Here is a 21929-nt window from a genome sequence, read left to right as displayed (position 1 = left end):
GTAAGCCGTTTTCTATTTACAGCGTATTTGCTTAGGTGAATTTTAATGGTTCATCAATATTTCATAAATTTAGACTTGTGAAATTAAAAATGTGAGGATATGGTTGCATCATTGGTTATAGGGATAATATTTTTGGTTGCAGGCTTGGGACTTCGTTATTGGATTAACCGCAGAAAGTTTTACAGACGCAGCCCTATGGGAGCAGAGGGCTTTTCTTCTTATGAAAGTTCGGTTTTCATTAAATTGATTGAAAAGGTTGGCAAATGGATAGCTTACGCCCTGATTATATTCGGGCTATTGTCATTGTGGGTCTATTCCCGTGAGAAAAAAGAAAAACAACAACAGGAAGTAAAAATGGAACAGCCTGCTCAACGTAGATAGTTATTATAGCATACAGACCTAAAGCAAATCAGATAGCCCAAAAGGCTATCTGATTTTTTCTTATACGGCTAATTCAAACACTTGTTGGCGGTTTGTTTGTTTAATCTTTCCGTTTGTAATGTAGTTGTGCCAGTCCAGTTTCAAATGTTTTTACTGTTATAAATTCAAGTATTTGCTCGGGTCTTCCGTCTTTAAAAAGCCTTGTTCCGTTACCTAAAAAAACCGGGATAACCGAAATTATAAACTCGTCTAATAAGTTATTCTTCAATAGTTCATTTATTACTTCAGCACCACCATCACAATAGATATTCTTACCGTTTTCAGACTTTAATTGTTTGATTAATTCGGTTATGTTTCCTGTATAGAAAGTCGTTCTGCCTACTTGCGGTCTTTCAGTTCTTGTTATGACATAAATATCTCGTTGCCCATTGTCGTAATGAGATGCACCGATTTCATTAAGTACATAGTCATAGGTTTTTCTACCAATAATTATGGTGTCAATTTTGGACGTAAATTCCGCATAGCCATAATCTTCTCCTTCTTTTTCTACAAGCTTCAAAAAGCTTAGGTCATCATTTGGTTTTGCAATGTAACCGTCTAAACTCATTGCAATGAAAAGTGATATTTTTCGCATCTGTTTTAAATTTTAATGTTTATGCAAATTTACTTTTAGACCAACAATCACGCTTTGTAAAAATGCGACAAATTAAAGTAATGATGGCGAAAGCCCAGTATTTCGCTTGATTTCATTGCTAAGATGAGAATGGTCATAATAGCCACATTCAAAAGCAATATCTAATAAGCTCCGGTTTTGATTTGAATTTTTGATTATACTCAAAGCATTTTGAAAGCGAATAATATTTGAATATTCTTTTGGCGATAATCCAATGTACTTTTTAAAATTTCGCTCCAGTTGTCTTACAGTTGTGAAGTTTCTTTTTGAAAGTTCAAAAACACTAATTTGTCCGTTTGTTGAATGTATATCATTGACAACTGATTGTAACTGATTGTTTTTGCTTTTTATTCTTTCTGAAAAGAAACAGTCAAAATAATTGAACGGGTTGACTAATGTTTTATCAACATTAAAGGAATTGGATTTTTCAAATTCAATAGTGTCGTTGGTAAGATCATTTTGCGAAGCATAACTATAGAAATTTGCAAAAGTTGCAGGTTTTAGGCACACACCTAACAAATGTGTATCGTTGTCAATAAAACTGTCTTTGAATGAATTCATTGCACCAACTACATAGGTTTTTCCAAACGCCATAGAAACCGCCCCGTTGTCTGTCAAACAAGTATTTCCCAAATTCATTACTATACCCGCACAGCCATCTGGAAAAACTCGTTCCCATTGTCTTTCAAGCTCGTTTCCTTTCAGTTCCCAATAGAAATGAATAAAGGGTTCTAATTCTTTGTAAGGCTTTATTTTTTTATATTTCATCGGTTTCTGTGGTGTCGTTCGCTACAATGACCACCGAATTATAAGTATAGCAATGAGTATTTTATATCCATCAGGAGGATTTAATTTTTTCAAATTTACAAAATAAATTACTTCGGAATTATTATTCAAACGTCAAACACTGCCTTTCAACGCCAAACCCTACAACATTTCCCAACCCTGCAATAAGCCTTTATAAATTCGACTTCCACAGAAAAATTGAGCAGATTATGGAAGTTATCGCAATACAAAAATCCGCATTGGACGGAATGCAGAATGAACTGAGGGAACTTTTGGAAATGACCGAAAATGCCATACGGAGATATACACCGATTTTCAAAGAAGAAAAATGGCTCGATAACCAGGAAGTTTGCCTGATGATGAACATTACCAAGCGGACTTTGCAGACCTACAAGGACAAAGGCTTACTTCCTTATTCCAAACTGAACCGGAAGAATTATTACAAACGCTCGGACGTACAGGCTTTACTCGAAGCCGGACAGCCGTACAATACTCTTGAAAATGGATTTATTCACGAATGATAATGACGAAATCATTGCCCATAAGGAAATGATAACGCAGCTAAGAACCCGTATCGAAAGTATATTGAAAAACTACCGTCCTGTAATGAATGGAGAAATATACCTGTCGGGCGAAGATTTGTGCAAACTGTTACATATCAGCAAACGGACTTTACAGCAATACCGTGATGATAATATCCTACCATATATACAGATTGGAGGTAAGATTATCTATAAGGAAACGGATATTCTGACAATACTGGAGCAGAATTATATATCCAATAACAAACATTGGCTGTAATAAATTTTGTGTGAGTATGGTTCTATCGAAATGGGTTTAGTATATTTGCTATGTAAAATATAGAAAATACTTAAAGTGTTTTTGCTTTAGGTCTTGGTACTAAAAACTGGTAATTTTTGTAACCCCGAGGCAATAAGTAAGAACGCTCACGTTATGGCGTGGGCGCTCGCTTATTCGGGGTTAGGCGTACCAGTGCCGTAGTATCGATGAGTGTAGTTGCCTGCGTCTTTTTTTTGTGCAGGGCTTCACTAATATTAAAACTGGTATTATGAACACTGTAAACTCCCTCCAAGAAATCAGCATTGCATTTATCAACGATAAAAGCCCAATTGTAGATATTATTTACAATGACCTCCTTAATTTTGGAATTGATATATTGTTCCGTTCGGAAAACATTAAAGACGGATTATCTCAAATATCCGCATTAAAAAAACTTCCCAAAGTTTGTTTTATAGACCTTGATTTTTACGACAGGAATGTGCTTGCACAGCTTCAAGAATTGAGAACACAATATCCAACCATAAAATTGATTGCTTTCAGCGATAAGGATAGCGAAAAAGCCGTGAAACCTCTTTTGGAAATTGGTTTTGCAGGTTATCTGCTCATTGGTAGCGATGGGGACGATTTTAAAAAAGCCATTGAAACTGTTATCAATGGCGGAAGATATTTTAGTATGGGAGTAGCGGAAATTGCACAGGAATATTTCAGCAATAAGTAACCGTCCAATCCCAACAGCGTAAAAATATCTGTTCTAATAAAGCGACGTTCTTTTGCTTCTTTTCTTTGGTCGCTGTGTGAAAAGAAAAGAAGTCAATTTTACCAAAACCAATCTTTGGGATAATGAATATCCCACGCAATAATGTCGCAATCTGTTTGGTAAAATGTAAGGAAAGGGAATGTGTGGAGCGGTGCATTTTGACAAAGTGGTTGCACCTGTTTAATGCAAAAAGACTGTCCCGACCATCGGGAGGATCTGTCTTTTTGCCGCCCGATTTTTTAGGTCAGGCGACTTTTATCGGGTGGGTGCGGAAATCTTTCAGATTGTGAAAAAATCCTTTGTATTCGGTCATTCCCCTGCGGAACAAGTTCCACAATAAGGAGCAACCCATTTGTGTCAATGATGAATTGATAAACAAGTCCTGGTGTTCCAATGCTTCGGCAAGTGAGCAACTTGGCGTGTTGTCCTTTTGCTCGGATTGCTTCAGCAATTCGCCAAATTCATCGGTAACAAATGGCAGGCTTGCCACCGTTTGGTATTTCTCGGAATTGGGTTGCTTTATCTCTCCGATAGTAGATAGTAGCACTTGTCCTGTATCTTGGCTGTTGCCAAAATCCAACCAATATTTTGGTTCATCGTGGTAGTGTCTGCGGTAACTTATTTCTTTAAGAATTTCAGCAACACCAAACCTTGCCTGTACATTATCCACACAAGTAATGGTAATGATTGCCCTTGCTTTTTCGGGCATTCTCCCAAACTTGTCCTTTTCAAATTTTACCGTTTCGGCTTTCCAATTTGTTCCTGCCCAACGGTTGCAACGATTGATTAAAGCAACGGATTTGTATAATCCTGTTTCACTTTCTGCAAAACGCTGTCTGCCTAAATTGGCACTCGTGATAACATCATCATCCCAAAGGCGAACTTGCAACCCTGCGTGTCCTAAGGCTATCAAACTTTCGTTTATTTCCATTAAAGCGGTCAATACTTTTGAGCCTGTGCCACCTGCTCCGATAAGGTTTACCGAAATCGGGTTTGTCGGATTGAGCAGATAATTGTCCGTAAAATGGATTGCTGTTTTTGCTGTATTCATCACAATAGATTTTTAAGGGTTTTGTTATTTTTTTTTAATACTTCTTTCGGAAAGGGTTTATCGGTGCTGATAAGGTCTTTCCAAAGGTTTACAATGTTTTTTTTCGTCAAGTTTTCGCATAATGAATGGCTGAAATAGGAATTGAAAAAATAAAGACCGTTGCAAAATAATGTTGATATTTTCTGATCGGTTATTTTTGCTTTTTTTTGCAGTTTTTTCCGATTTGGATTCGGAAATCTAGTTGCGTTTTCTTGAAAAATCCTCTTTTTGAGGCCTTTTCAACTGCTTAATTTGTGTTTTTTATTGCATTGGACACAAGTATCCCAGGTGATCTGTAAAGATTGTACGCCATGGCTTCCATTAGATTTTGTGTATGCATTTTGGCGATCCCCTTATACCTTGCACAGCTTGAGTTGAACCATCGCCGGATGCTCCCGAAGGTCCGTTCAACTTTGAACCTGATCTTGCCGATCAGTTTGTTTCTTAACTTCTCTCTTTCGGTTAACGCTGTTCCTTTCTTTGCCTTATGCAAGATCCTGCTTTTTAGCTTTCCTGATTTGATCAATTCCTCATTTTTAGAGGAACGATATCCCTTGTCAGCATAGATATGGATGCCCTTTGGAAGGTCAGCCGAAGATATTACCTGTTGAAGATTGGCAATTTCATTTACATTTGCTGGAGTGGTTACCACGCCCAGAACCAGGCCTTCTGTATCGGTGACATAATGCTTTTTATAGCCATAACGTGTTTTCCCAGCCTTCTTTATCCAACGAGCTTCATGGTCAACACCCGGGCTCTCTTGTTGGATCAATAACTGTTCACTATTCTCTTTATCCAGCTCAGAATCTTCGCGAGGATGTTCACTACGGTCACTTTCGATCTCGTAAATAACTTTGCCTTTTGGTTTTAGCGGAGAATCAACAATACTGGCATCAACGATAGCTCCACGTTTTACCAATATTTTATGTTTATTCAACTGCTTGTTCAGCTCCTTGAATAGATTCTCATAAACACCCTTTTCTGTCAGCGAGCTGCGAAAACGGCTAATAACACTGTGATCGGGAACCGAATCGTCCAAACTGATGCCAACAAAGCGACTAAAGGAGATACTGTCGTTTATACGGTCTTCTACTTCGTAGTCACTCAGACCATACCAGGTCTGTAGAAGTGTCATTTTGAAGAGGACAAGACCAGAATAACTAGGGCGTCCCATTTTGCTTTCCCCTTTGTGGTAATGCTTGTTGATAATATTTGAAATCGGATGCCAATTTACCAATGTATTGATCTGATCGAAGAATTCCTGCTTGATTTTCCGTCTTTGAACCATGTAATCAACAAAGCTAACTTTTTCTGTCTTTTCCATACCTTAAATATAACGAAAATCAACAAGAAACAAATTAAAAACTTGAATATCAATAAAATAAAAACCAAACACTTTTGCAACGGTCTTAAATAATGTTCCCACGCTTGTATAAATTCCTCAACCGAAGCCGAATTTTTAATGTCAATACTAACAGTACCCATACATACATTGCCCTTTTCGTAGATATTGAAAAAAGGTGCGTAATGCAATGGCGTCTTCTCTGTGGGTCTTCTGTTGTTTGCCAAAGCAAATACAGTAAGACTGCTTTTGCTCGCTAACCAAAGCATTGGCGGTACTTGTGCCATTCCGTTGGGTATGCCCAAACTATCAACAAAATACAGTTGCCTTTGCTGTGCTTTGGTGTACCATAGCACCGTACCTTTTTCGCTCGGACTGATATGCAGAATATTGGTCGGCAAAATGCCATTTGGCTTTAAAAAAGCTGTGTTCTTTTCTTCATCGGTCTGTAAAGCCTTTGCCAATACGTTGGCTTCCTTTACTGTCAATGGGTGGGCATTGGTAGGCGTTCCGTTGCTATCCATATCGAAATGCTCCACGTACATTGCTGTGTCTGTTCCTTTGGTTTCATAGAAAACCAAAGCGGATTTTGGATAGTACAATGTGCCAAAATCTTGGGTTAAGTCGTTTACGGTGTTCATTTTTCTGTTGTTTTATAGTTATACAATAAGTAAGAAAGGTAGTCCAACAATTCAAACAGGCGATTTTCAAAATCAAGGTTGCCTTGTGTTATTTTACTGCTGTCAAATACTTTGCAAATAGTCGGTTCTTCCATTTTTCCGTATTCGTTGAACTCATTGTTGATGCTATCGGAAAGACTTTCATATAGCCATCCTTTGGTATCTGCGATAAATGAAATGTACTTTTCCATTCCGATTGTTTCGTTTTCATAATCATCATTATAGGGGTCTTGTTCGGACAATGGTGCATTTCTGAAAATGGTTGCGTTCGGATATTCCGTATAAAGGGCAAAGGCATTACAAGCAACTTGCCAACATTCCCTGTCGAATGTATCAAGGCTTTTAAATCGGCTCAAACGCTGTTCAAATACCTTTAAATTGATACGGTTAAATAACTTCTGTTCTATATTGTCGCCAATATATTCGGCATTTTTCAACTCACTTTTATACGTTTCGGTTTCGTCCGTTTCATCGTCCTGTTCTACCCAATCTTTATGCGTTTCATATAGCCAATACAAATAGCTGTCTTCCTGTCTGTAATACGGCACATCGGCAATATGGTACAGATAACTGCATACCGATACAAGTAGCTGTGCGGTCTTTTTACGCTTCGGGTCTTTGAGCATTTTAAAAAGCGGTGCAATAGGAATATAATACAAGGTTGTACCTACATTATACCTTTCCTCGCTCACAAAAAAGGTTTTCTTACTATCCTGTACCAATTTGAAACTATCCCAATTTATGTTGGTACGTTTTACTTTGGTTTCCATATCCCACATAGACAATGTTATATTGTATGGAAAATCAAAATCTTTGGTCTGCATTGGCTCAATGCTGTAATGTTCAGCAAGTCGGGAAAGGGACTTGTAAAAATCCCTCTCCGTTTTCTGACAAGCCTGTACGGATTGTGCTATTTTCAGTTTAGGCAGAAACGTACACTTTAGAATACCATTGGTAGCATTGCTATTGGTACGGATTTCTGCTTGTCTTTCTGCACTTGGTTTGCGTCCTTTGGTCTTTGTAGCCAATTTGCGAACTCGCCCAACTGTCGGTGTAACTGCTGTTGTCGTTTCTGTTCGGGTATGCTGATTGTTCCCGATATGATATTGCGTTGCATAATTCATCGTTTTATAATTTTTGTTTAACCTTTCGTACCCATTACGCTTTCAAATTTGTACTCTACCGCATCATCTTTGATTTGCGGTGCGGATGCTTTTGCTGTTGTCAAAATCGGGTACATATTGGCGTAAAAATTCATTACGGCTTCCACGCTCCAACGTGGTTCTGGGTCGGTCAGTCTGATGTCCTGTCCTTTATCATTGAGGATAAATACTCGCTCTAATTGGGTTGCTAATAACATAATGGTCGTTTTTAAGTGTTAATACTGTTCTTCTTCGTCCGCTTCATCAATAGGATAATCGGCAGTAACTTCTTCCTCTTTTTGCGGTTCGGGTTTTGCTTCTTCCATTGCCCCGAAAAGGCTTGGTGTGGCAAACTTGTCGGACAATGATGTTTTACGCTTGCGTATCTCGTCCGCTTTTTCGGGGAACTCCGTTATATCGGGTACTTTCATCCACGCATCACGGAACTTGCCCTCTTTCTCCAACTCGTCAGCCTTTGCCATAGCATCTTTAAACTTCTTGTCTTTGGCTTCTTTTTCCTTTTTCTCCTTTTCGGCTTTTTCTTTCTCGATTGCCGATTGCTTTTTAACTTCTTCCAATTGCTTTAAGAATTTCTCCATATCCACCATTAAGCCCGATACCTTTTGTATAGGTGTGGTTATCTGCTCAAAAAATCCCTCGTCAAACTCTTGGGGTGTGGCGTTAAATGTCAATGGGGGAATAAGGTTTTTGGCACTATCTCCGCATTGTTCGTTGTTGAGCAATACTGTTACGATTAAGTTGCTTTCTATTCCTTTTGAAATGTTCAGTTGTAAAACTCCTGTAAAGTCCAACTGCTGTATCTGATTGAAAAAATTTGTGTTCATTGTTCTAAAATTTTAAAGTTTCGTCTAATCGTTTTATTGTTGTCAGTTTCTCAAACATATCCGTCCAATAGGCTTTTAGCTTTTTGTCGAACTCTGAAAAACTTTTGTCCTCGTGTCGGTATTCTTTATATTGCCTTGCCATTTTAATGGCTTCTTTAAGGTTTGTTATCTCAATAGGGCAACCGTTCAAATCTGTTACTTGCATAGCTTTATGAGTGTGATTTTTCAGCGGTATAAACTCCATTTTCATAATAGCCAAATAGCTGTTCCCAAAGTCGTATTAGGCTATTGGTATCTACATAGAAATACTCGGTTCTACTGCAATAGATGATGTAAATAGCTTCGTCTTTGTATTGTGTTTCACGGCTCTTGTCTTTAGCCATACTTTTTGCTTCCTCTATTGTTTTTGCTTTCATATCCGTTGTTTTATAAGGCTACCACCGATTAAGGCGGTAGCCTGTTGTTATTTAATTAAGGTTTAGGATTTCCGCACCATCTAAGGCAAAATCACTACACAATTCAAATGCTTTTTGTGATTTGAGTTGGGCAGTACCACCCAATACAATACTTTGCAACTTGGCTTCATCGTTCTTATAATTTCTTACGTTCTGATAGTAGCCTGTAACAGCGTTGTACGCTCCGAACAATGTGCCTTTGGTAGTGTCCATTTGCTGTGTATCGCTTATCATTGCATACGCAAAAGCATCCTCAACGACATTTTTGAACACGGTGGAAATTTCATCTTCCGCCCCCTTTTTGATTAAATCCAAAGTTTCTTTATTCGGGCAAAGTGCCAATTGGATTAACTTTCTTACCTCTCGGTCTGTTACTTTTACTTTTGCCCAATTATTGAAAATGCCCTCTAATTGGTTGCTCAATGTGTTGGCAAGTCCCATAATCTTGTGAGCGTTCTCGATACGCTGTTTTGCTCCCGAAGTATGTTTGATACGGACTACATTGGTCATACTGCGTAGCGAAGCGTTCAGCGTGTTTTGGCAAACGATACGGATAGGAGTAAATGCGGCTGTGATACTTCCGCTACCATCGTGAGAAGTGGTCAGGAAAATGTACTTTTCCGTTACATCATCGCCATTCCCTACACGGATATAGTCGGGCAATTTGGCTGTGATAAAAATACGTTCTCCGTTGCCTAACGCTCCTGCGGTTTCGTACAGAATGCCCTCGCCACCGCCTACAATAGCATCAAAGAAATTAAAGGCTTCACGGTTTTGTACGATATGGTAATCCTTACCGACTACGCCCAATACTGCATTGTTATCGGTGCGTATGTTGGCGAAATAGTTAGGTACTTCCAATTCGCTACTGCCTATCTCTATGCCGTTGGCAGTTTCAATAATGCCCGAACCTTTTGTAAATAGTGGGGATTTTACGACTTCGTAATCTAACCCTGCGTATTTGATAGCTTCCTCGCTTGTCGGGTATTGTTCCACGATTTGCCCTAATCCGTGCCACGCTTTTTGCTGAACGCTGAAAAATGAATAACGTCCTGTTCTCTCGTTGAAATTGATATTATGTGCCATTTTGATAAAATTTTGATGTTAAAAAATGATTGAATGTTCTTGATTAAAATGGGAGGTCGTCATCTGTTCCCTGTACTGTAACCTTGTTATTATCGGCTTGTGCAGTAGCCTGTATGGTTTCGGTTCTCCTGCTACCTCCGTGCAGTTTGATGTTTGAGGTATGGAAATTCAGACCTGCTCTTGCTTCTCCGTCTTTGCTTACCCACGCCCTTGTACTTACTCGTCCTGTGAGTTCTACCAAAGTGCCTTTGGTCAGTAGCCTTGCCACCTTTGCAGAAATCCAATAGGCACAATCGAAGTAGGTTGTTTGCTCTACTCGTTCGCCCTGCTTGTTACGGTAGCTGTCGTTGGTCGCTACTGAAAAGTTTACTACCTGTTTTTCGTTCGACAATGTGCGTACTTCCGCATCTCTTGTCAGTCTGCCTGTGATGTTCATATCCTTTGATTTTTAGTGATTGATTTTGATTTGATTTTTTTTGATTTATTCGGCAATGAGAGGAGGTGCTGTTTCGTTTCATTACCATTTTCAATGCTTTTAATTTTCGTATCTGACATTTTTTTTATTCGTGTAAAGAGCCGGAGTATGCTATGTTTCGTTTCACGAGCATAAAAGGTTCGTGTTTAGGCGACACAAGGTTTTGGAAAACAAATACTACCCAACGGGTGGAGATTTTTTTACAAACTTGCTTGACCTTTTGTCGGCGTTAAGAACACGGAAATACCTTTGCTCTTGAAATGGGACAAAAAAGCATACGGTTCTTTGGATAAAAAAAATTGTGGAAGTCTAAGAAAATGGCATTGATAAATGGTTCCCAGTGAATTGAAATAACACTTCCAATTCGCTGGATTTATAAATGTTTTTTTAGTAGTGTGGCTGTGTAAGCCACCATAACAGGGATTTGAAAAATGCGGGCAAAAAGGAGTAGCGGAAGAGGGCATTTTTCAATTTTCTGTTTCGGAAGTAACCAAAAGCTCTTTTACTGCGGTGGGATTGCGTTAGGAAAGTAAATGTGCTTTGGCTACAAAAAGTATGGGCATAAAAAAAGCAGAACCGTTAAGTTCTGCTCTGTTGTGGAGTAATAAAAGCTAATCAGATTGCCGCTAAAAATGCTTCTTCCATAGCCTGAAATTTTGGGGCAACTAAATCCATATCCTTACTGATTTTTTGGCTTGTGATTTTAGCATAAATCTGTGTGGTTGAAATGTTTTTATGTCCCATCATTTTGCTAAGGCTTTCAAGCGGTACGCCCTCGGTCAAAAACATTGTTCCGAAAGTATGCCTTGCTGTGTGAAAAGTTACCTTTTGCTCCGTAATGATTTCCGCTTCGACAATCAATTTACCTACGTGAGTATTGCAGGTTACATTGGTCGGAACCGGGAAGATAAATTCATTCCTTGTTGTACCTTGATATTTCTCAATGATGCGTTTAGGGATTTCCATTAACCGAACATTGGAAGCAATATCGGATTTCTTTCTTCTGCTGATAATCCACTGATGACCGTCAAAGAAAGATTGAATGTTGTTCCTTGTTAGTTTTTTTATATCCGCATAAGCAAGTCCGGTAAAACAACTGAAAATAAACAGGTCTTTTACAAGTTCATACCGTGGGTGCGATGGTACGCACATCATCAGTTTTTCTACGTCTTCTTTAAGTATATAACCCCTGTCGGTTTCTTCCATATTGATTTCATAATCCTGAAACGGATTATCACGTATCAAGCCTTTCTTAATAGCCAGCTCTACCAGACTTAATACAGGCATAGTGTAAACCCAAACCGTATTATGGGAAGACTGTAAATCGTACCGGAGGTAAAAATCAAATTCACGGATAAAATCGGCAGTCAATTCCCGAAAAGCCATATCATCACGATGATAGCGTTCCTTTATAAAGGTAGTAAGATGATTGTAAACTGTGATATACTTGTTATAGGTACTTTGCGAACGTTCTTCCTTTTCGACCAATTTTTTAAAATCCTCATTTTGGTCGTTGAAGACTTTTAGTATTGCATCATCCATTACACCAACACCTAAGAATGAGAGCTTTACTTTTTGGGCGGTAGCAAAGCCCTCATGCTTGAGCATATCTTCATAAATCTTGTCGATACGCCCACGTATATTATCGAGTTTTTTATTAATGCCCAATGCTTGCGCACTTTTACCCTCAACTCTTCCGTACTTTAAATCCCAATTATTGGGGTTTATTTCTAACTTTGTCCCGAAAGTTTTAGCTGTTCCATCAATGGTAATACGTGCCATAATCGGGGCATTACCATTCTTTTTCAGTTCGTTCTTTTTCAAATAGAAAAGTAGTTTAAACGTGGACTTTTTTGTCTGTTCCATAACTCAAATGTTTAATGTTTAAAATTAAATTACATTGAGTTACAAGGGAATGTAAAAATGGGTGCAAAAGACTGAAATATAATCAGTTAAGCTATATTGTTACCTTTATTAATCGGTAACGAATTAGTAACCTAACCTTGTATTTTCAAGCCCAATACCTATCAGACACCGAGTTCCAAACTAAGACTACTGTTTTATAAAGCATTGTATAGCAACGGTTTTAATCGTTTTGCTTATTTTTGCTTTTTACTAATCTTTTTTTGTGAAAAGAATCATTGATTAAAATTGTTGTTTGCTTCTTATCCGGAAAATTGCTAATTTAATAAGGATTCTTAAACCTGAATTTAAAGAATCTCGAGACTAAACCTGATCAGGTCCTTGTTCTTGAAGATAACAATTTTATAACCAATTAATGGATTGAGGTATGATACACAAAGTAGTTTCCCTTGTATTGGGAGGAGGTCGAGGGTCGCGCCTTTTCCCATTGACACAGCAACGGTCGAAACCAGCGGTTCCAATAGCTGGAAAATATCGTTTGGTCGATATTCCGATTTCGAACTGTTTGAATTCTGGCTATAATAAGATCTTCGTACTGACGCAGTTCAATTCAGCCTCTTTGAACACACACATCAAAAATTCTTACAATTTCAGCATTTTCAGTAAGGGCTTTGTTGACATCTTGGCTGCTGAGCAGACCAATGAGGGCGATCGTTGGTTTGAGGGTACGGCTGATGCCGTTAGGCGAACGCAGAAACATCTCCTGAATGTAGATTACGACTACATTCTTGTCTTGTCTGGTGATCAGTTATACCAAATGGATTATTCGAAGCTGATTGACTTCCATGTTGAAAATGGGGGGGATGTTACCATTGCGACTATACCAGTCAATGGTAAGGATGCTACAGGATTTGGTATTTTAAAAGCGAATGAAGCAAATGAAATTACCGCTTTTGTTGAAAAGCCCGATAAGGATGAAGTATTAAATTGGACCTCAGAGGTCTCCGAGGTTTTGCATAAGCAGGGAAGACATTATCTGGCATCCATGGGGATTTATGTTTTCTCAAAAAACATCTTGCGCAACCTTTTAATTGCCAACCCCGGGATGGATTTTGGCAAGGAAATTATACCGGATGCCATTGAAGCACTTCGCGTGTTAAGTTATCAATTTGATGGTTATTGGACCGATATCGGAACCATCAAATCCTTTTTTGATGCCAATATCAGATTAACGGATGACATTCCGGATTTCAACCTGTTTAATGAAACCGTGTATACACGTGCGCGGATGCTTCCACCTTCGAAAATTTCGGGGACAACCTTGAATAATACGGTAATTGCCGATGGATGTATTTTAAATGGAGATAAACTGGAGAGGTCTGTTATTGGGATACGTTCCCGTATTGGTGAAGGGACGGTTATTAAATCGACCTACATGATGGGAACAGATTACTATGAGCAATTGGAAGAAGTATTGGAATTGGGAAATACACAAAAGCCACCACCGGTAGGCGTGGGTAAACGTTGTTATATTGAAAATGCTATTTTGGATAAGAACTGCCGTATTGGAGATGACGTTCGTATCATTGGTGGACCGGGCTTGAATGATGGCGATTTTGATACGCATATGATCTGTGACGGCATCGTTGTTGTGAAAAAAGATGCTATCATTGCCAATGGTGTTACGATAGGATTTTGATCATTTATATATGTTGAAGCGAAAGTCCGCCGTCTATTTAAAAGCTAAAACAGCGGACTTTCGTTACTTTTCCTTTGTTTAATGATAAAATGGAGATTGATGCCCAATATTGCCGTGCTGTATGGATTAATACTGTCAAAGAGGTAGTTTATAAATATTATCTTTGCGCATTATAAAATTTTTTAAGGCTAAAATGATCGATTACTGGAAACAGATTGTTTTTTATTGGCTACTGGTTTTACTTTTTGTAATGCCGGTTACCTCATTTGCGCAGATCTTGTCGGAACAACCTTCGGATTCGAGCAGCAGATCTCATTTTTTTAAGAAAATTCCTTACAAAGAACTGGCTGTTCCTGTAGGATTGATCACCTATGGTATCGTTGCCAAAGGGAATCCCTTTTTAAAAGGGATAGATGAAGACATTAGAGACGGCGTTTCGAGAAGGAACAATCAAAAAATTAAGTTGGACGATTTCACACGTTTTGCTTGAACTGCCGGAGTTTTTGTGCTGGATGCGGTCGGGGTACCTGCGAAACATAACCTTAAACAACGCCTGTTCACAACGGCGGTTTCCAATATTATCATGACTTCAACCGTGAGAATTATGAAATCTACTATACCTGTTTGGCGACCCGATAGTTCAGCGAACAATTCCTTTCCTTCAGGGCATGCTGCCACTGCATTTGTTGGTGCGGAATTACTTTGGCAGGAATACAGACAGGAGTCAATTTGGTACGGAATAGCGGGGTATGCTGTTGCCGCGGGTACCGGTTATCTGCGGATGCACAATGATAAGCACTGGTTCTCGGATATCGCTATGGGAGCTGGGGTCGGGATCTTAAGTACTAAAATCGCCTATTGGTTGCTACCGCTGGTAGACAGTCGATTGCAGAATTCAAAAAAGAGTTATGTGGTATTACCAACCTATAATGGACGGCAATTTTGCCTAAATGCCAGCTTACAGTTTTAGGCTCTTTTTTTTAAGTCCCATTCGGAGCCTCTACATTGATCGTACTCGGCTCGCCTGAAAATAAAATTTCCTAGATATTATTCGTACAGGGATATAAATCCACTTTAAATCCCTGTGTTCACTACCGTTTTTAGGTGTCCTACCTGAAGATCGGGACTGCTGTGTCCGGCATTTCCATTCCCTGTTTTAAGCATGTAACGTTTCTGTGAATTTTGGATTAAAAAATCATATTAGTTTCGTTAATAAGATTTTGTTTTTTAAATTTAATAGACAATCTAATCCACTTTTGCTGTTTTTTATAAAAAGAAAGACATGCAAAGTCAATAAACCAAAGTTGAACCCTACGGTTCTTTATTATTTTAAACCAATTTGTAATTATGATGAGAAATTTTTTTCTTCATGGAAAGGCGAGACCCATTAGCCTTTTGGGGCTCTGCCTGCTGTTTAGTCAGCCTGATTCTTACGCGCTGAATCTGGATCCGATCAATGCTATTGTCGATCAGGATCAGGTTACAGGGATCATCAAAGATGAGAAAGGTCAGGTATTAGCCGGTGCTACCATCACCGTCAAAGGAACATCCGTTCAAACGTCCTCCAATCAACAAGGTGTTTTTTCTATTCGCGCAAAGCGCGGTGATGTTTTGGTCGTGAACTACCAAGGGTTTACAAAACAGGAGGTGGCCGTTTCCGCAGGTAATGTGAACGTGGTCATGGTATCGAGTGATCAAGCACTTGAAGAAGTCGTGATCATTGGCTATGGTAAGCAGCGGAAAGGGAATATTACCGGTTCGGTCGCTACCGTCAATGCAGAACAGTTAAAAAACATCCCCAGTTCAAATCTTTCCAATTCACTCGCCGGTAGAGCTGCAGGTGTCAATGTCACCAATACTTCGGGGATGGCCGGAGCATCGTCGAGCTTGCGTATACGGGGGAGTTTTGCCGAGCCACTCTATGTAATTGATGGCGTGGTTCGCGATAAAGCTGCATTCGATGTGCTTGAAGCGAACGAGGTTGACCAAATGACCTTCTTAAAAGATGCTGCAACAGCCGCAGTGTATGGCACCCGGGCCGGTAATGGCGTAGTGGTGGTAACGACAAAAAAAGGAACGGCGCAAGCCCCTGTTTTTAATGTACAAAGTAATTATACTTTCAATACGCCAACACAGGAGCTCCTTGCTAATTTAACGACTGCGCAAGATGAACTCACTTATCAAAACCGGGTCGCCGAATTTCGTGGTCTTTCTATCCCCAATGGACAAAAAGAGTTTGATTATTTCAAGGACAAAAATTACAATGCTAATGACGTTATCTGGCGCAATCCGTTTACACATCGACAATCCATATCGGTTAATGGGGGTGGCGACAAAATTACTTATTATAGCTTGCTGAGCTACCGTAAAGAAAATGGATCTTATAAATCTTTGGATCATGAGAAATTTAATCTAAGGAGCAATATTTCCGCACAGATTACCGAAGATTTTAGCATGGATTTAAATATTTCAGCCAACCAGACGAATTCGAAGCGCTTTTTTTGGCCATTCAGCACATCTTCGAACGATGATGATTTTGATGTATCCGATTTCTACCGTGTTACATTCAACTGGCCAAAGATGTATCCGTTTTACCTGAATGCAGACGGAACACCGAGCAATACACCTACGGCTTATCCTGTACAGACGCCTATGGGAAGCTGGCAGGCGTGGAATGTGATCGATCAGGTCATCGGGGATCGCTATATAGACCGTAAAGTGCGGCAGGTCAATCCTATTATGACCCTAAACTTGAAGCTGGATAAATTGGTACAGGGCCTTTCGACAAAAGTTGTCGGAAGTTACATTGCTCAAGACTATATGCGCAAGCGTTATATGAGTTTTCAAAAGAACTATACCTTTACTTCTTTAAACCCGAATGACAACCGCTTTATACCAGCTCCGCCATCAGAAGCGAATATTAATATTTTTACTTTTAGTCAGAGCCAGCCTTTCATGGATTACAGCCCACAACGATTGTGGGAATATCAGGTAAACTGGTTTTTAAACTATAACCGCAAGTTTGGTAAACATTCCGTCGACGGAACATTGGTTTATGAACAGTCCAAAAAAGGAGGGACTTATGTCACTTCACGGGCAGAAAATCCAATTACAGCCCTAGATCAAATGTTTATTTATCCTACAGATCGCAACTTTAGGTCGACAACGGCCAATGAAACGATCGATTCGAGACGTGGTATCATCGGGCGTGCCAACTACAATTATGCGGATAAATATATTGCGGAGTTTTCTTTTCGTTATGATGGTTCACCATTATTTCCGACGGATAAGCGCTGGGGATTTTTTCCTTCAGTATCAGCAGCCTGGCGTGTATCGGACGAAAACTTCTTTACGGATATAAAAAATACGATATCGGATTTGAAGTTCAGAGCTTCTTATGGTACAACGGGTAACGATTTGGATGTCAATGCCAATCGAATCGGGCAATTTGGTTATTTAGAAAAGTATACCACCTCGGGCGGCTATATGTTTGGTGACCGCTATTATAATGGTATTGCATATGGTGCAACCCCAACACAAAATCTAACCTGGACAACTTCTAAGAGTGTCAACTTGGGTTTAGATTTTGGATTTGTTAATAATAAGCTGACCGGTAGCCTTGATCTGTTTTCACGCAAGGAAACCAATATTCTTGGTCCAAGATCGCTGAAGGTTCCTGACAATTACGGTCGTGCACTTGCTCCTGAAAACTATGCGGCGAGAAGTTATAAAGGCGGCGAGATTTCTTTTAATTGGAATGACAAGGTTGGTGAAGTGGCTTATGGTCTCAATGCCAATCTGGGGTATGCCAAAGACCGTTGGGACATCATTGACGAAGAACCTTCTTATGCATCGGGCCAACCGCAGAACTTTCGCTCCAGAATTGGACGACCTGAGAATAGAATAATCGGCTTAGAATCCCTTGGTTTGGTTAGGACACAGGCTGAAGCTGATGCGTTGAAAGCAAAAGGATTTAAGACCTACGGAAGGGATCCTTTTCCTGGGATGATCTTATATAAAGACATTCAGGGGGCGAACTATTCAGGTGGCCCGGATGGGAAAATTGATGATAACGATTTGCAGTTATTGTCGGACAATAATTCTCCGCGCATCAATTATGGGTTTGGATTCAATGCGAGCTGGAAGGGCTTTTATGTCTCGGCTTTATTTCAGGGAGTTCTTGCTTACGATCGCATGATCAGCAATCAAGAAGGCGGTGGAATGCGCCAGCACGGCGATACTTTCCGTCCATATTATCCAATTTGGGCTTCCGATGTCTGGACACCGGATAATACCGACGCCAAATATCCGCGACCAACAGGATACTCTGGCTGGGCCGAATCCGGTGCAGCCCCATCGTCATTCTGGATAAGAAATGGAGCCTATTTGCGCTTACGTGACATTAATGTTTCTTATCGATTGCCGAAAAGCATGACAGAGAAATTGCGTGTGAAAGATGTCAATCTGTTTTTTAATGGGACCAATTTGTTTGTTTTTTCGCCAATGAAAGAGTTTCATGATCCCGAACAAAAGCTGTATGATTCTTATCCAGTCATGAAAACCTTTACGTTTGGACTTGATGTTAAATTTTAAAATGAAAAAAAGATGAAAAAAATATATTATCCTTTAATTGCATTGGCCTTGTGCATGTCCTCCTGTAAAAATGTATTGGACATTGAGGACCTCAATTCGCTGGATGAGGCTAAGGTATGGGCTGATCCAAATCTAGTGAACGGCTATCTTGCCAATTTATATCCACTATTTGGTAACTGGAATTCTGGTGCGGACGGAAATTCGGAACAACTAATCGGCATCGCTTTTCCATTGGATGCGGTTACCGTCAACAATGGTTCTTACAAATCATGGGATTATACAACCATCCGGAAAATCAATACGGCCATACAGAAAGTCAATGAAAGTACTTCATTAAAAGACGACTTTAAAAAAACGGTGATTGGCCAAGCGTTGTTTATGCGTGCCTTTATGTATTTTAACATGGTCAGGATCCACGGCGGTGTTCCTTATATTACTGTACCGCAAGACCTAAAAAATGATGATCTTAATGTGCCCCGCAATTCGACAAAAGAATGTTTTGAGCTGATCGTTAAAGATCTGGATCAGGCTATTTCACAATTGCCAAAAACAATTGCAAAAGGAACGGCAGATTATGGGAAAATTGATGGTGATTTTGCAGCCGCTTTTAAAGCAAAGGTATTGTTATATAAGGCTTCTCCACAGTTTAACCCTTCCAATCCCTATGGAAATGCCTATTGGCAGGAGGCCAATACCGCAAATAAATTAGCTTATGATCAGCTGAAGGCGGATGGCTATAGTTTGACTTCAGATTATTCCAATATTGCGCTGGTAGAAAAGGGTCCAGAGGTTGTTTTTGCTGTGATTAATACCTATCCAAATAAAGTTGCCAATTGGGATAATGGTGTACGTCCGGGATCCGAAAGTAGAGGGCCGGCAGGTTCTGTTCCATCCTGGGAATTTGTAAAAGCTTTTCCAATGAAAGATGGAAAGTTATATTCCGATCAAACGGGTAAATACCATAAAACAGAAGATCAATTTTTACAATCCTATTGGGAAAACCGCGATCCGCGTTTTGACAAGTCTATTGTGTGGAATGCCAAAATCTATGAAGTTTCCGGCAAGACCGGCAAAAGACAATACACTTCTGTCGGTATTGCTCCGGCTTTAGATGACTTTGGCATTAACCCGAAGGCAAAAACTCCGTCGTCTAATTTGGATCGATATAGCGGGGTTTTTATCTTAAAAAATTCCAAACTGTCATTAAAGCAAACCGAAGTGGAAACTCAGTATGATGTCGACTTTGTGTTGATGCGCTATGCCGAGGTCCTATTGAATTATGCTGAGACGGCAAATGAAACAGGAGATTTTGCGACAGCCTTAGACCTGGTTACACAGATTAGGAAAAGAGCGGGAATCGAGCCGGGCGCAGACAATAAATATGGCATAACAGCAACCACGAAGGAACAAATGCGTGAAGCTATTTTGGCAGAGCGTAATATTGAGTTCTGTTTTGAGGGACATCGTTTTTGGGATTTAAGAAGGTTACGTAAGCTCAATATACTGAACAATACAACCAAACATGGAGTTGAAGCGATAGCAATAAATTCAAATGGAACCGAGATGAATCTGGATGATGCCAATGCATTGGCCAAAACATACACATTGAAAGAAAATCAGTTCAAATATAGCGTCTTGCAGGTGCCAAGCACAGGAAATAAAGTGAATTTGGTACCCGATACCTATTATTTCTTTCCAGTCGCGCAGTCGGTCATTGACAAGAACCCAAATATCAAGCAGAATAAAGATTGGGGCGGTACATTTAATCCAACCATGGAATAGCATTTTTGTCTAAACCCATTCAATAAAAAACACCCGCAACAGCTAAAGCCGTTGCGGGTGTTTTATTTAAATCTTATTTATGGTGAGTTTATTAATCACCCGATTGAGCCCTATTTGGATGATAATTTAAAAACTCTTGAACTGAGTCTACCTCGGCCTTTGATTTTGATTTCTTTCGGATAGAGTTCCAAAAGTCCATAGGCGTTGCTGGTAGCTGTTTCGATCATACCTTCCATGGTTACAAAAGGAATATTATTTGCCATTACATAATTGCCTTTATGATGATGACCAGAAAGTACCAGCTTAACTTCGGAGAATTGGTATAGTATATCAAGAACCTCCCGGTTATTGAGTGTTTCATAGCCGTTTTCTGGCAATAAAGGATGATGTGTCAATACAATCACATGCGCTTTGTTTTTCCGCGCTTGGGCAAGTTCGTTTTGTAACCATTTGAGTTGTTTACGGTCAACCCCGCCATTCCAGGGTTGCGTATTTTTCCTTCCGCTTGTCTGTAGGCTATCCACCAGGGTTTTCCATTCATGTTGATCTGCTGAATTTGGCGTTGTGGCATATTTACTGAGCGCATTCGTATTTAAGAAAACAAATCGCCATTTTCCTTTTGTAAATGCGTAGTATTTAGCTGGCATCCCAAAAGTAGTGTGCAAAAGATCTGGTTTAGATACGTTGACATAGTCGTGGTTTCCAAGTAGACAATAAGTCGTTTTTTTTAAGGGGGAGAGATGTTCTAACAGTACTGGAAGATCTTTTGGACCTTCGTCGACAAGATCGCCAAGAATCAAGGAAAAATCGACCTTATTGCGATTGAAGAAGTCTACAGCGGTATCGACCTTCATCAATGAATTGTGGTAGAAACGGCTACCGTGGTCTGCTTTGTCTGCGTATTGCATATCGGCCATGATACCGATACGGAGGACCGGTGGGTTGGATTGTGCCATGCTGAATAAGCTGGGTAAAGAGCAGATGACGAATATGGAAAGAAACTTCCATTCCCGTTTGATTTTTAAGCCAATCTGTTTCATTTTTTAGCGTTTTAAAATATTTTGCTATAAGAATATATTAGTCCGTATTCCGGTAATGTTGCTTTACGGTCTGTTTAGTCTATTTTTTTGAACCGCCGTTCTGGGTAATTGATTATAATGTTATCACGAGTATACTGAGAATAAATTAGAGATTCAAGTAAATTGAATACACAAACGTTTGTGTAAATTGATGGATCACTAACGAATTATAAATGATTGCCAACACATATAAACTATCGATTTTTTAGCTATTGTAATACTGTAAATTGGCGATTGTGATGTTTAACGAATAAAAGGTTTTAACTTTTGTGTTGATTATAATTTTTTAAGGGCTTATTATTTGAAACGAAGAGCAAAAATAAATACGTATGATAAAGAAAATCCTGATTAGCTTGACTTTAATTACCATTATTGGCTGTTGCTGGTTTTTTTTTACGCT

23 protein-coding genes are annotated in these 21929 nt (G+C 39.4%); 9 read left to right on the top strand and 14 right to left on the bottom strand.

Features of this window, described 5'->3' with window-relative positions; all coding sequences use genetic code 11:
• The first annotated feature begins 99 nt into the window (after window positions 1–99).
• Entirely contained in the window at window positions 100–381 is a 282-nt protein-coding gene (locus AACH28_RS06350) for a hypothetical protein (RefSeq protein WP_050378381.1), read from the top strand.
• Window positions 382–481: 100 nt separating this feature from the next.
• Here AACH28_RS06350 and AACH28_RS06345 read toward each other — a convergent pair whose 3' ends face one another.
• Both AACH28_RS06345 and AACH28_RS06340 read right to left on the bottom strand, forming a co-directional pair.
• Window positions 482–1015: a dihydrofolate reductase family protein gene (locus tag AACH28_RS06345; protein WP_249090921.1), complete on the bottom strand. Its 534-nt coding sequence runs from the start codon at window positions 1013–1015 to the stop codon at window positions 482–484.
• A 72-nt stretch (window positions 1016–1087) separates the two neighbouring features.
• Window positions 1088–1822 (bottom strand): helix-turn-helix transcriptional regulator, encoded by a 735-nt coding sequence (locus AACH28_RS06340; protein WP_249090922.1) that lies wholly within the window; start codon window positions 1820–1822, stop codon window positions 1088–1090.
• A 227-nt stretch (window positions 1823–2049) separates the two neighbouring features.
• Between AACH28_RS06340 and AACH28_RS06335 the strand changes: the two genes are divergently transcribed.
• From AACH28_RS06335 to AACH28_RS06325, 3 genes are all read left to right on the top strand, one after another.
• Window positions 2050–2361 carry a helix-turn-helix domain-containing protein gene (locus AACH28_RS06335; RefSeq protein ID WP_249090923.1) on the top strand — a complete coding sequence of 104 codons (312 nt, stop codon included), beginning with the start codon at window positions 2050–2052 and terminating at the stop codon, window positions 2359–2361.
• On the top strand, window positions 2342–2641 hold the full coding sequence (locus tag AACH28_RS06330) for a helix-turn-helix domain-containing protein (protein ID WP_113660658.1): 300 nt from the start codon (window positions 2342–2344) through the stop codon (window positions 2639–2641). Before AACH28_RS06335 ends, AACH28_RS06330 begins: the two co-directional genes overlap by 20 nt.
• A 268-nt stretch (window positions 2642–2909) precedes the next feature.
• Complete coding sequence (locus AACH28_RS06325; RefSeq protein ID WP_113660659.1) at window positions 2910–3359, top strand: response regulator transcription factor; 450 nt, start codon at window positions 2910–2912, stop codon at window positions 3357–3359.
• Between the two features lie 283 nt (window positions 3360–3642).
• Here the strand turns inward: AACH28_RS06325 and AACH28_RS06320 are convergent, their stop codons facing one another.
• From AACH28_RS06320 to AACH28_RS06270, 11 genes are all read right to left on the bottom strand, one after another.
• Entirely contained in the window at window positions 3643–4449 is an 807-nt protein-coding gene (locus AACH28_RS06320) for a PRTRC system ThiF family protein (protein WP_113660661.1), read from the bottom strand.
• A 286-nt stretch (window positions 4450–4735) separates the two neighbouring features.
• Complete coding sequence (locus tag AACH28_RS06315; RefSeq protein ID WP_157698597.1) at window positions 4736–5758, bottom strand: IS5 family transposase; 1023 nt, start codon at window positions 5756–5758, stop codon at window positions 4736–4738.
• Window positions 5719–6471: a PRTRC system protein B gene (locus AACH28_RS06310; protein WP_341832551.1), complete on the bottom strand. Its 753-nt coding sequence runs from the start codon at window positions 6469–6471 to the stop codon at window positions 5719–5721. Before AACH28_RS06310 ends, AACH28_RS06315 begins: the two co-directional genes overlap by 40 nt.
• Window positions 6468–7634, bottom strand: coding sequence for a hypothetical protein (locus AACH28_RS06305; protein ID WP_113660663.1), 1167 nt, complete (start codon window positions 7632–7634; stop codon window positions 6468–6470). The genes AACH28_RS06310 and AACH28_RS06305 overlap by 4 nt, the downstream gene beginning before the upstream one ends.
• A gap of 17 nt (window positions 7635–7651) precedes the next feature.
• Window positions 7652–7870 (bottom strand): PRTRC system protein C, encoded by a 219-nt coding sequence (locus tag AACH28_RS06300; protein ID WP_055133022.1) that lies wholly within the window; start codon window positions 7868–7870, stop codon window positions 7652–7654.
• A gap of 18 nt (window positions 7871–7888) precedes the next feature.
• A complete protein-coding gene (locus AACH28_RS06295) occupies window positions 7889–8497 on the bottom strand; it encodes a PRTRC system protein E (protein WP_113660664.1) in 609 nt (202 codons plus the stop codon).
• 4 nt (window positions 8498–8501) lie between these two features.
• Window positions 8502–8702 (bottom strand): hypothetical protein, encoded by a 201-nt coding sequence (locus AACH28_RS06290; RefSeq protein WP_113661070.1) that lies wholly within the window; start codon window positions 8700–8702, stop codon window positions 8502–8504.
• A 4-nt stretch (window positions 8703–8706) separates the two neighbouring features.
• Entirely contained in the window at window positions 8707–8913 is a 207-nt protein-coding gene (locus tag AACH28_RS06285; RefSeq protein ID WP_113660665.1) for a DNA-binding protein, read from the bottom strand.
• A 51-nt stretch (window positions 8914–8964) separates the two neighbouring features.
• Complete coding sequence (locus AACH28_RS06280) at window positions 8965–10038, bottom strand: DUF932 domain-containing protein (RefSeq protein WP_113660666.1); 1074 nt, start codon at window positions 10036–10038, stop codon at window positions 8965–8967.
• A 43-nt stretch (window positions 10039–10081) separates the two neighbouring features.
• Window positions 10082–10474, bottom strand: coding sequence for a single-stranded DNA-binding protein (locus tag AACH28_RS06275; RefSeq protein ID WP_113660667.1), 393 nt, complete (start codon window positions 10472–10474; stop codon window positions 10082–10084).
• 654 nt (window positions 10475–11128) lie between these two features.
• Entirely contained in the window at window positions 11129–12379 is a 1251-nt protein-coding gene (locus AACH28_RS06270; RefSeq protein WP_113660668.1) for a site-specific integrase, read from the bottom strand.
• A 424-nt stretch (window positions 12380–12803) separates the two neighbouring features.
• Between AACH28_RS06270 and AACH28_RS06265 the strand changes: the two genes are divergently transcribed.
• The 5 genes from AACH28_RS06265 to AACH28_RS06245 all read left to right on the top strand — a co-directional run bounded on the left by AACH28_RS06265 (window position 12804) and on the right by AACH28_RS06245 (window position 20450).
• Window positions 12804–14075 (top strand): glucose-1-phosphate adenylyltransferase, encoded by a 1272-nt coding sequence (locus AACH28_RS06265; protein WP_341832550.1) that lies wholly within the window; start codon window positions 12804–12806, stop codon window positions 14073–14075.
• Between the two features lie 163 nt (window positions 14076–14238).
• Entirely contained in the window at window positions 14239–14565 is a 327-nt protein-coding gene (locus tag AACH28_RS06260; RefSeq protein WP_341832549.1) for a hypothetical protein, read from the top strand.
• Window positions 14566–14679: 114 nt separating this feature from the next.
• Window positions 14680–15045: a phosphatase PAP2 family protein gene (locus AACH28_RS06255; protein ID WP_341832548.1), complete on the top strand. Its 366-nt coding sequence runs from the start codon at window positions 14680–14682 to the stop codon at window positions 15043–15045.
• A 377-nt stretch (window positions 15046–15422) separates the two neighbouring features.
• The gene (locus AACH28_RS06250; protein ID WP_341832547.1) at window positions 15423–18668 is read left to right on the top strand and encodes a TonB-dependent receptor; all 3246 of its coding nucleotides are present in this window, start codon (window positions 15423–15425) and stop codon (window positions 18666–18668) included.
• A gap of 12 nt (window positions 18669–18680) precedes the next feature.
• Window positions 18681–20450 carry a RagB/SusD family nutrient uptake outer membrane protein gene (locus AACH28_RS06245; RefSeq protein WP_341832546.1) on the top strand — a complete coding sequence of 590 codons (1770 nt, stop codon included), beginning with the start codon at window positions 18681–18683 and terminating at the stop codon, window positions 20448–20450.
• A gap of 110 nt (window positions 20451–20560) precedes the next feature.
• On the opposite strand, the gene AACH28_RS06240 is transcribed toward AACH28_RS06245, so the two are convergent.
• Window positions 20561–21490, bottom strand: a complete 930-nt coding sequence (locus AACH28_RS06240; protein ID WP_286766855.1) for a metallophosphoesterase — start codon at window positions 21488–21490, stop codon at window positions 20561–20563.
• Between the last annotated feature and the right edge of the window lie 439 nt (window positions 21491–21929).

Source organism: Sphingobacterium thalpophilum, from assembly GCF_038396785.1.
Lineage (GTDB): Bacteria > Bacteroidota > Bacteroidia > Sphingobacteriales > Sphingobacteriaceae > Sphingobacterium > Sphingobacterium thalpophilum_A.
Note: the sequence above shows the minus strand (reverse complement) of the source record. Positions and strands in the feature narration are given on the sequence as shown.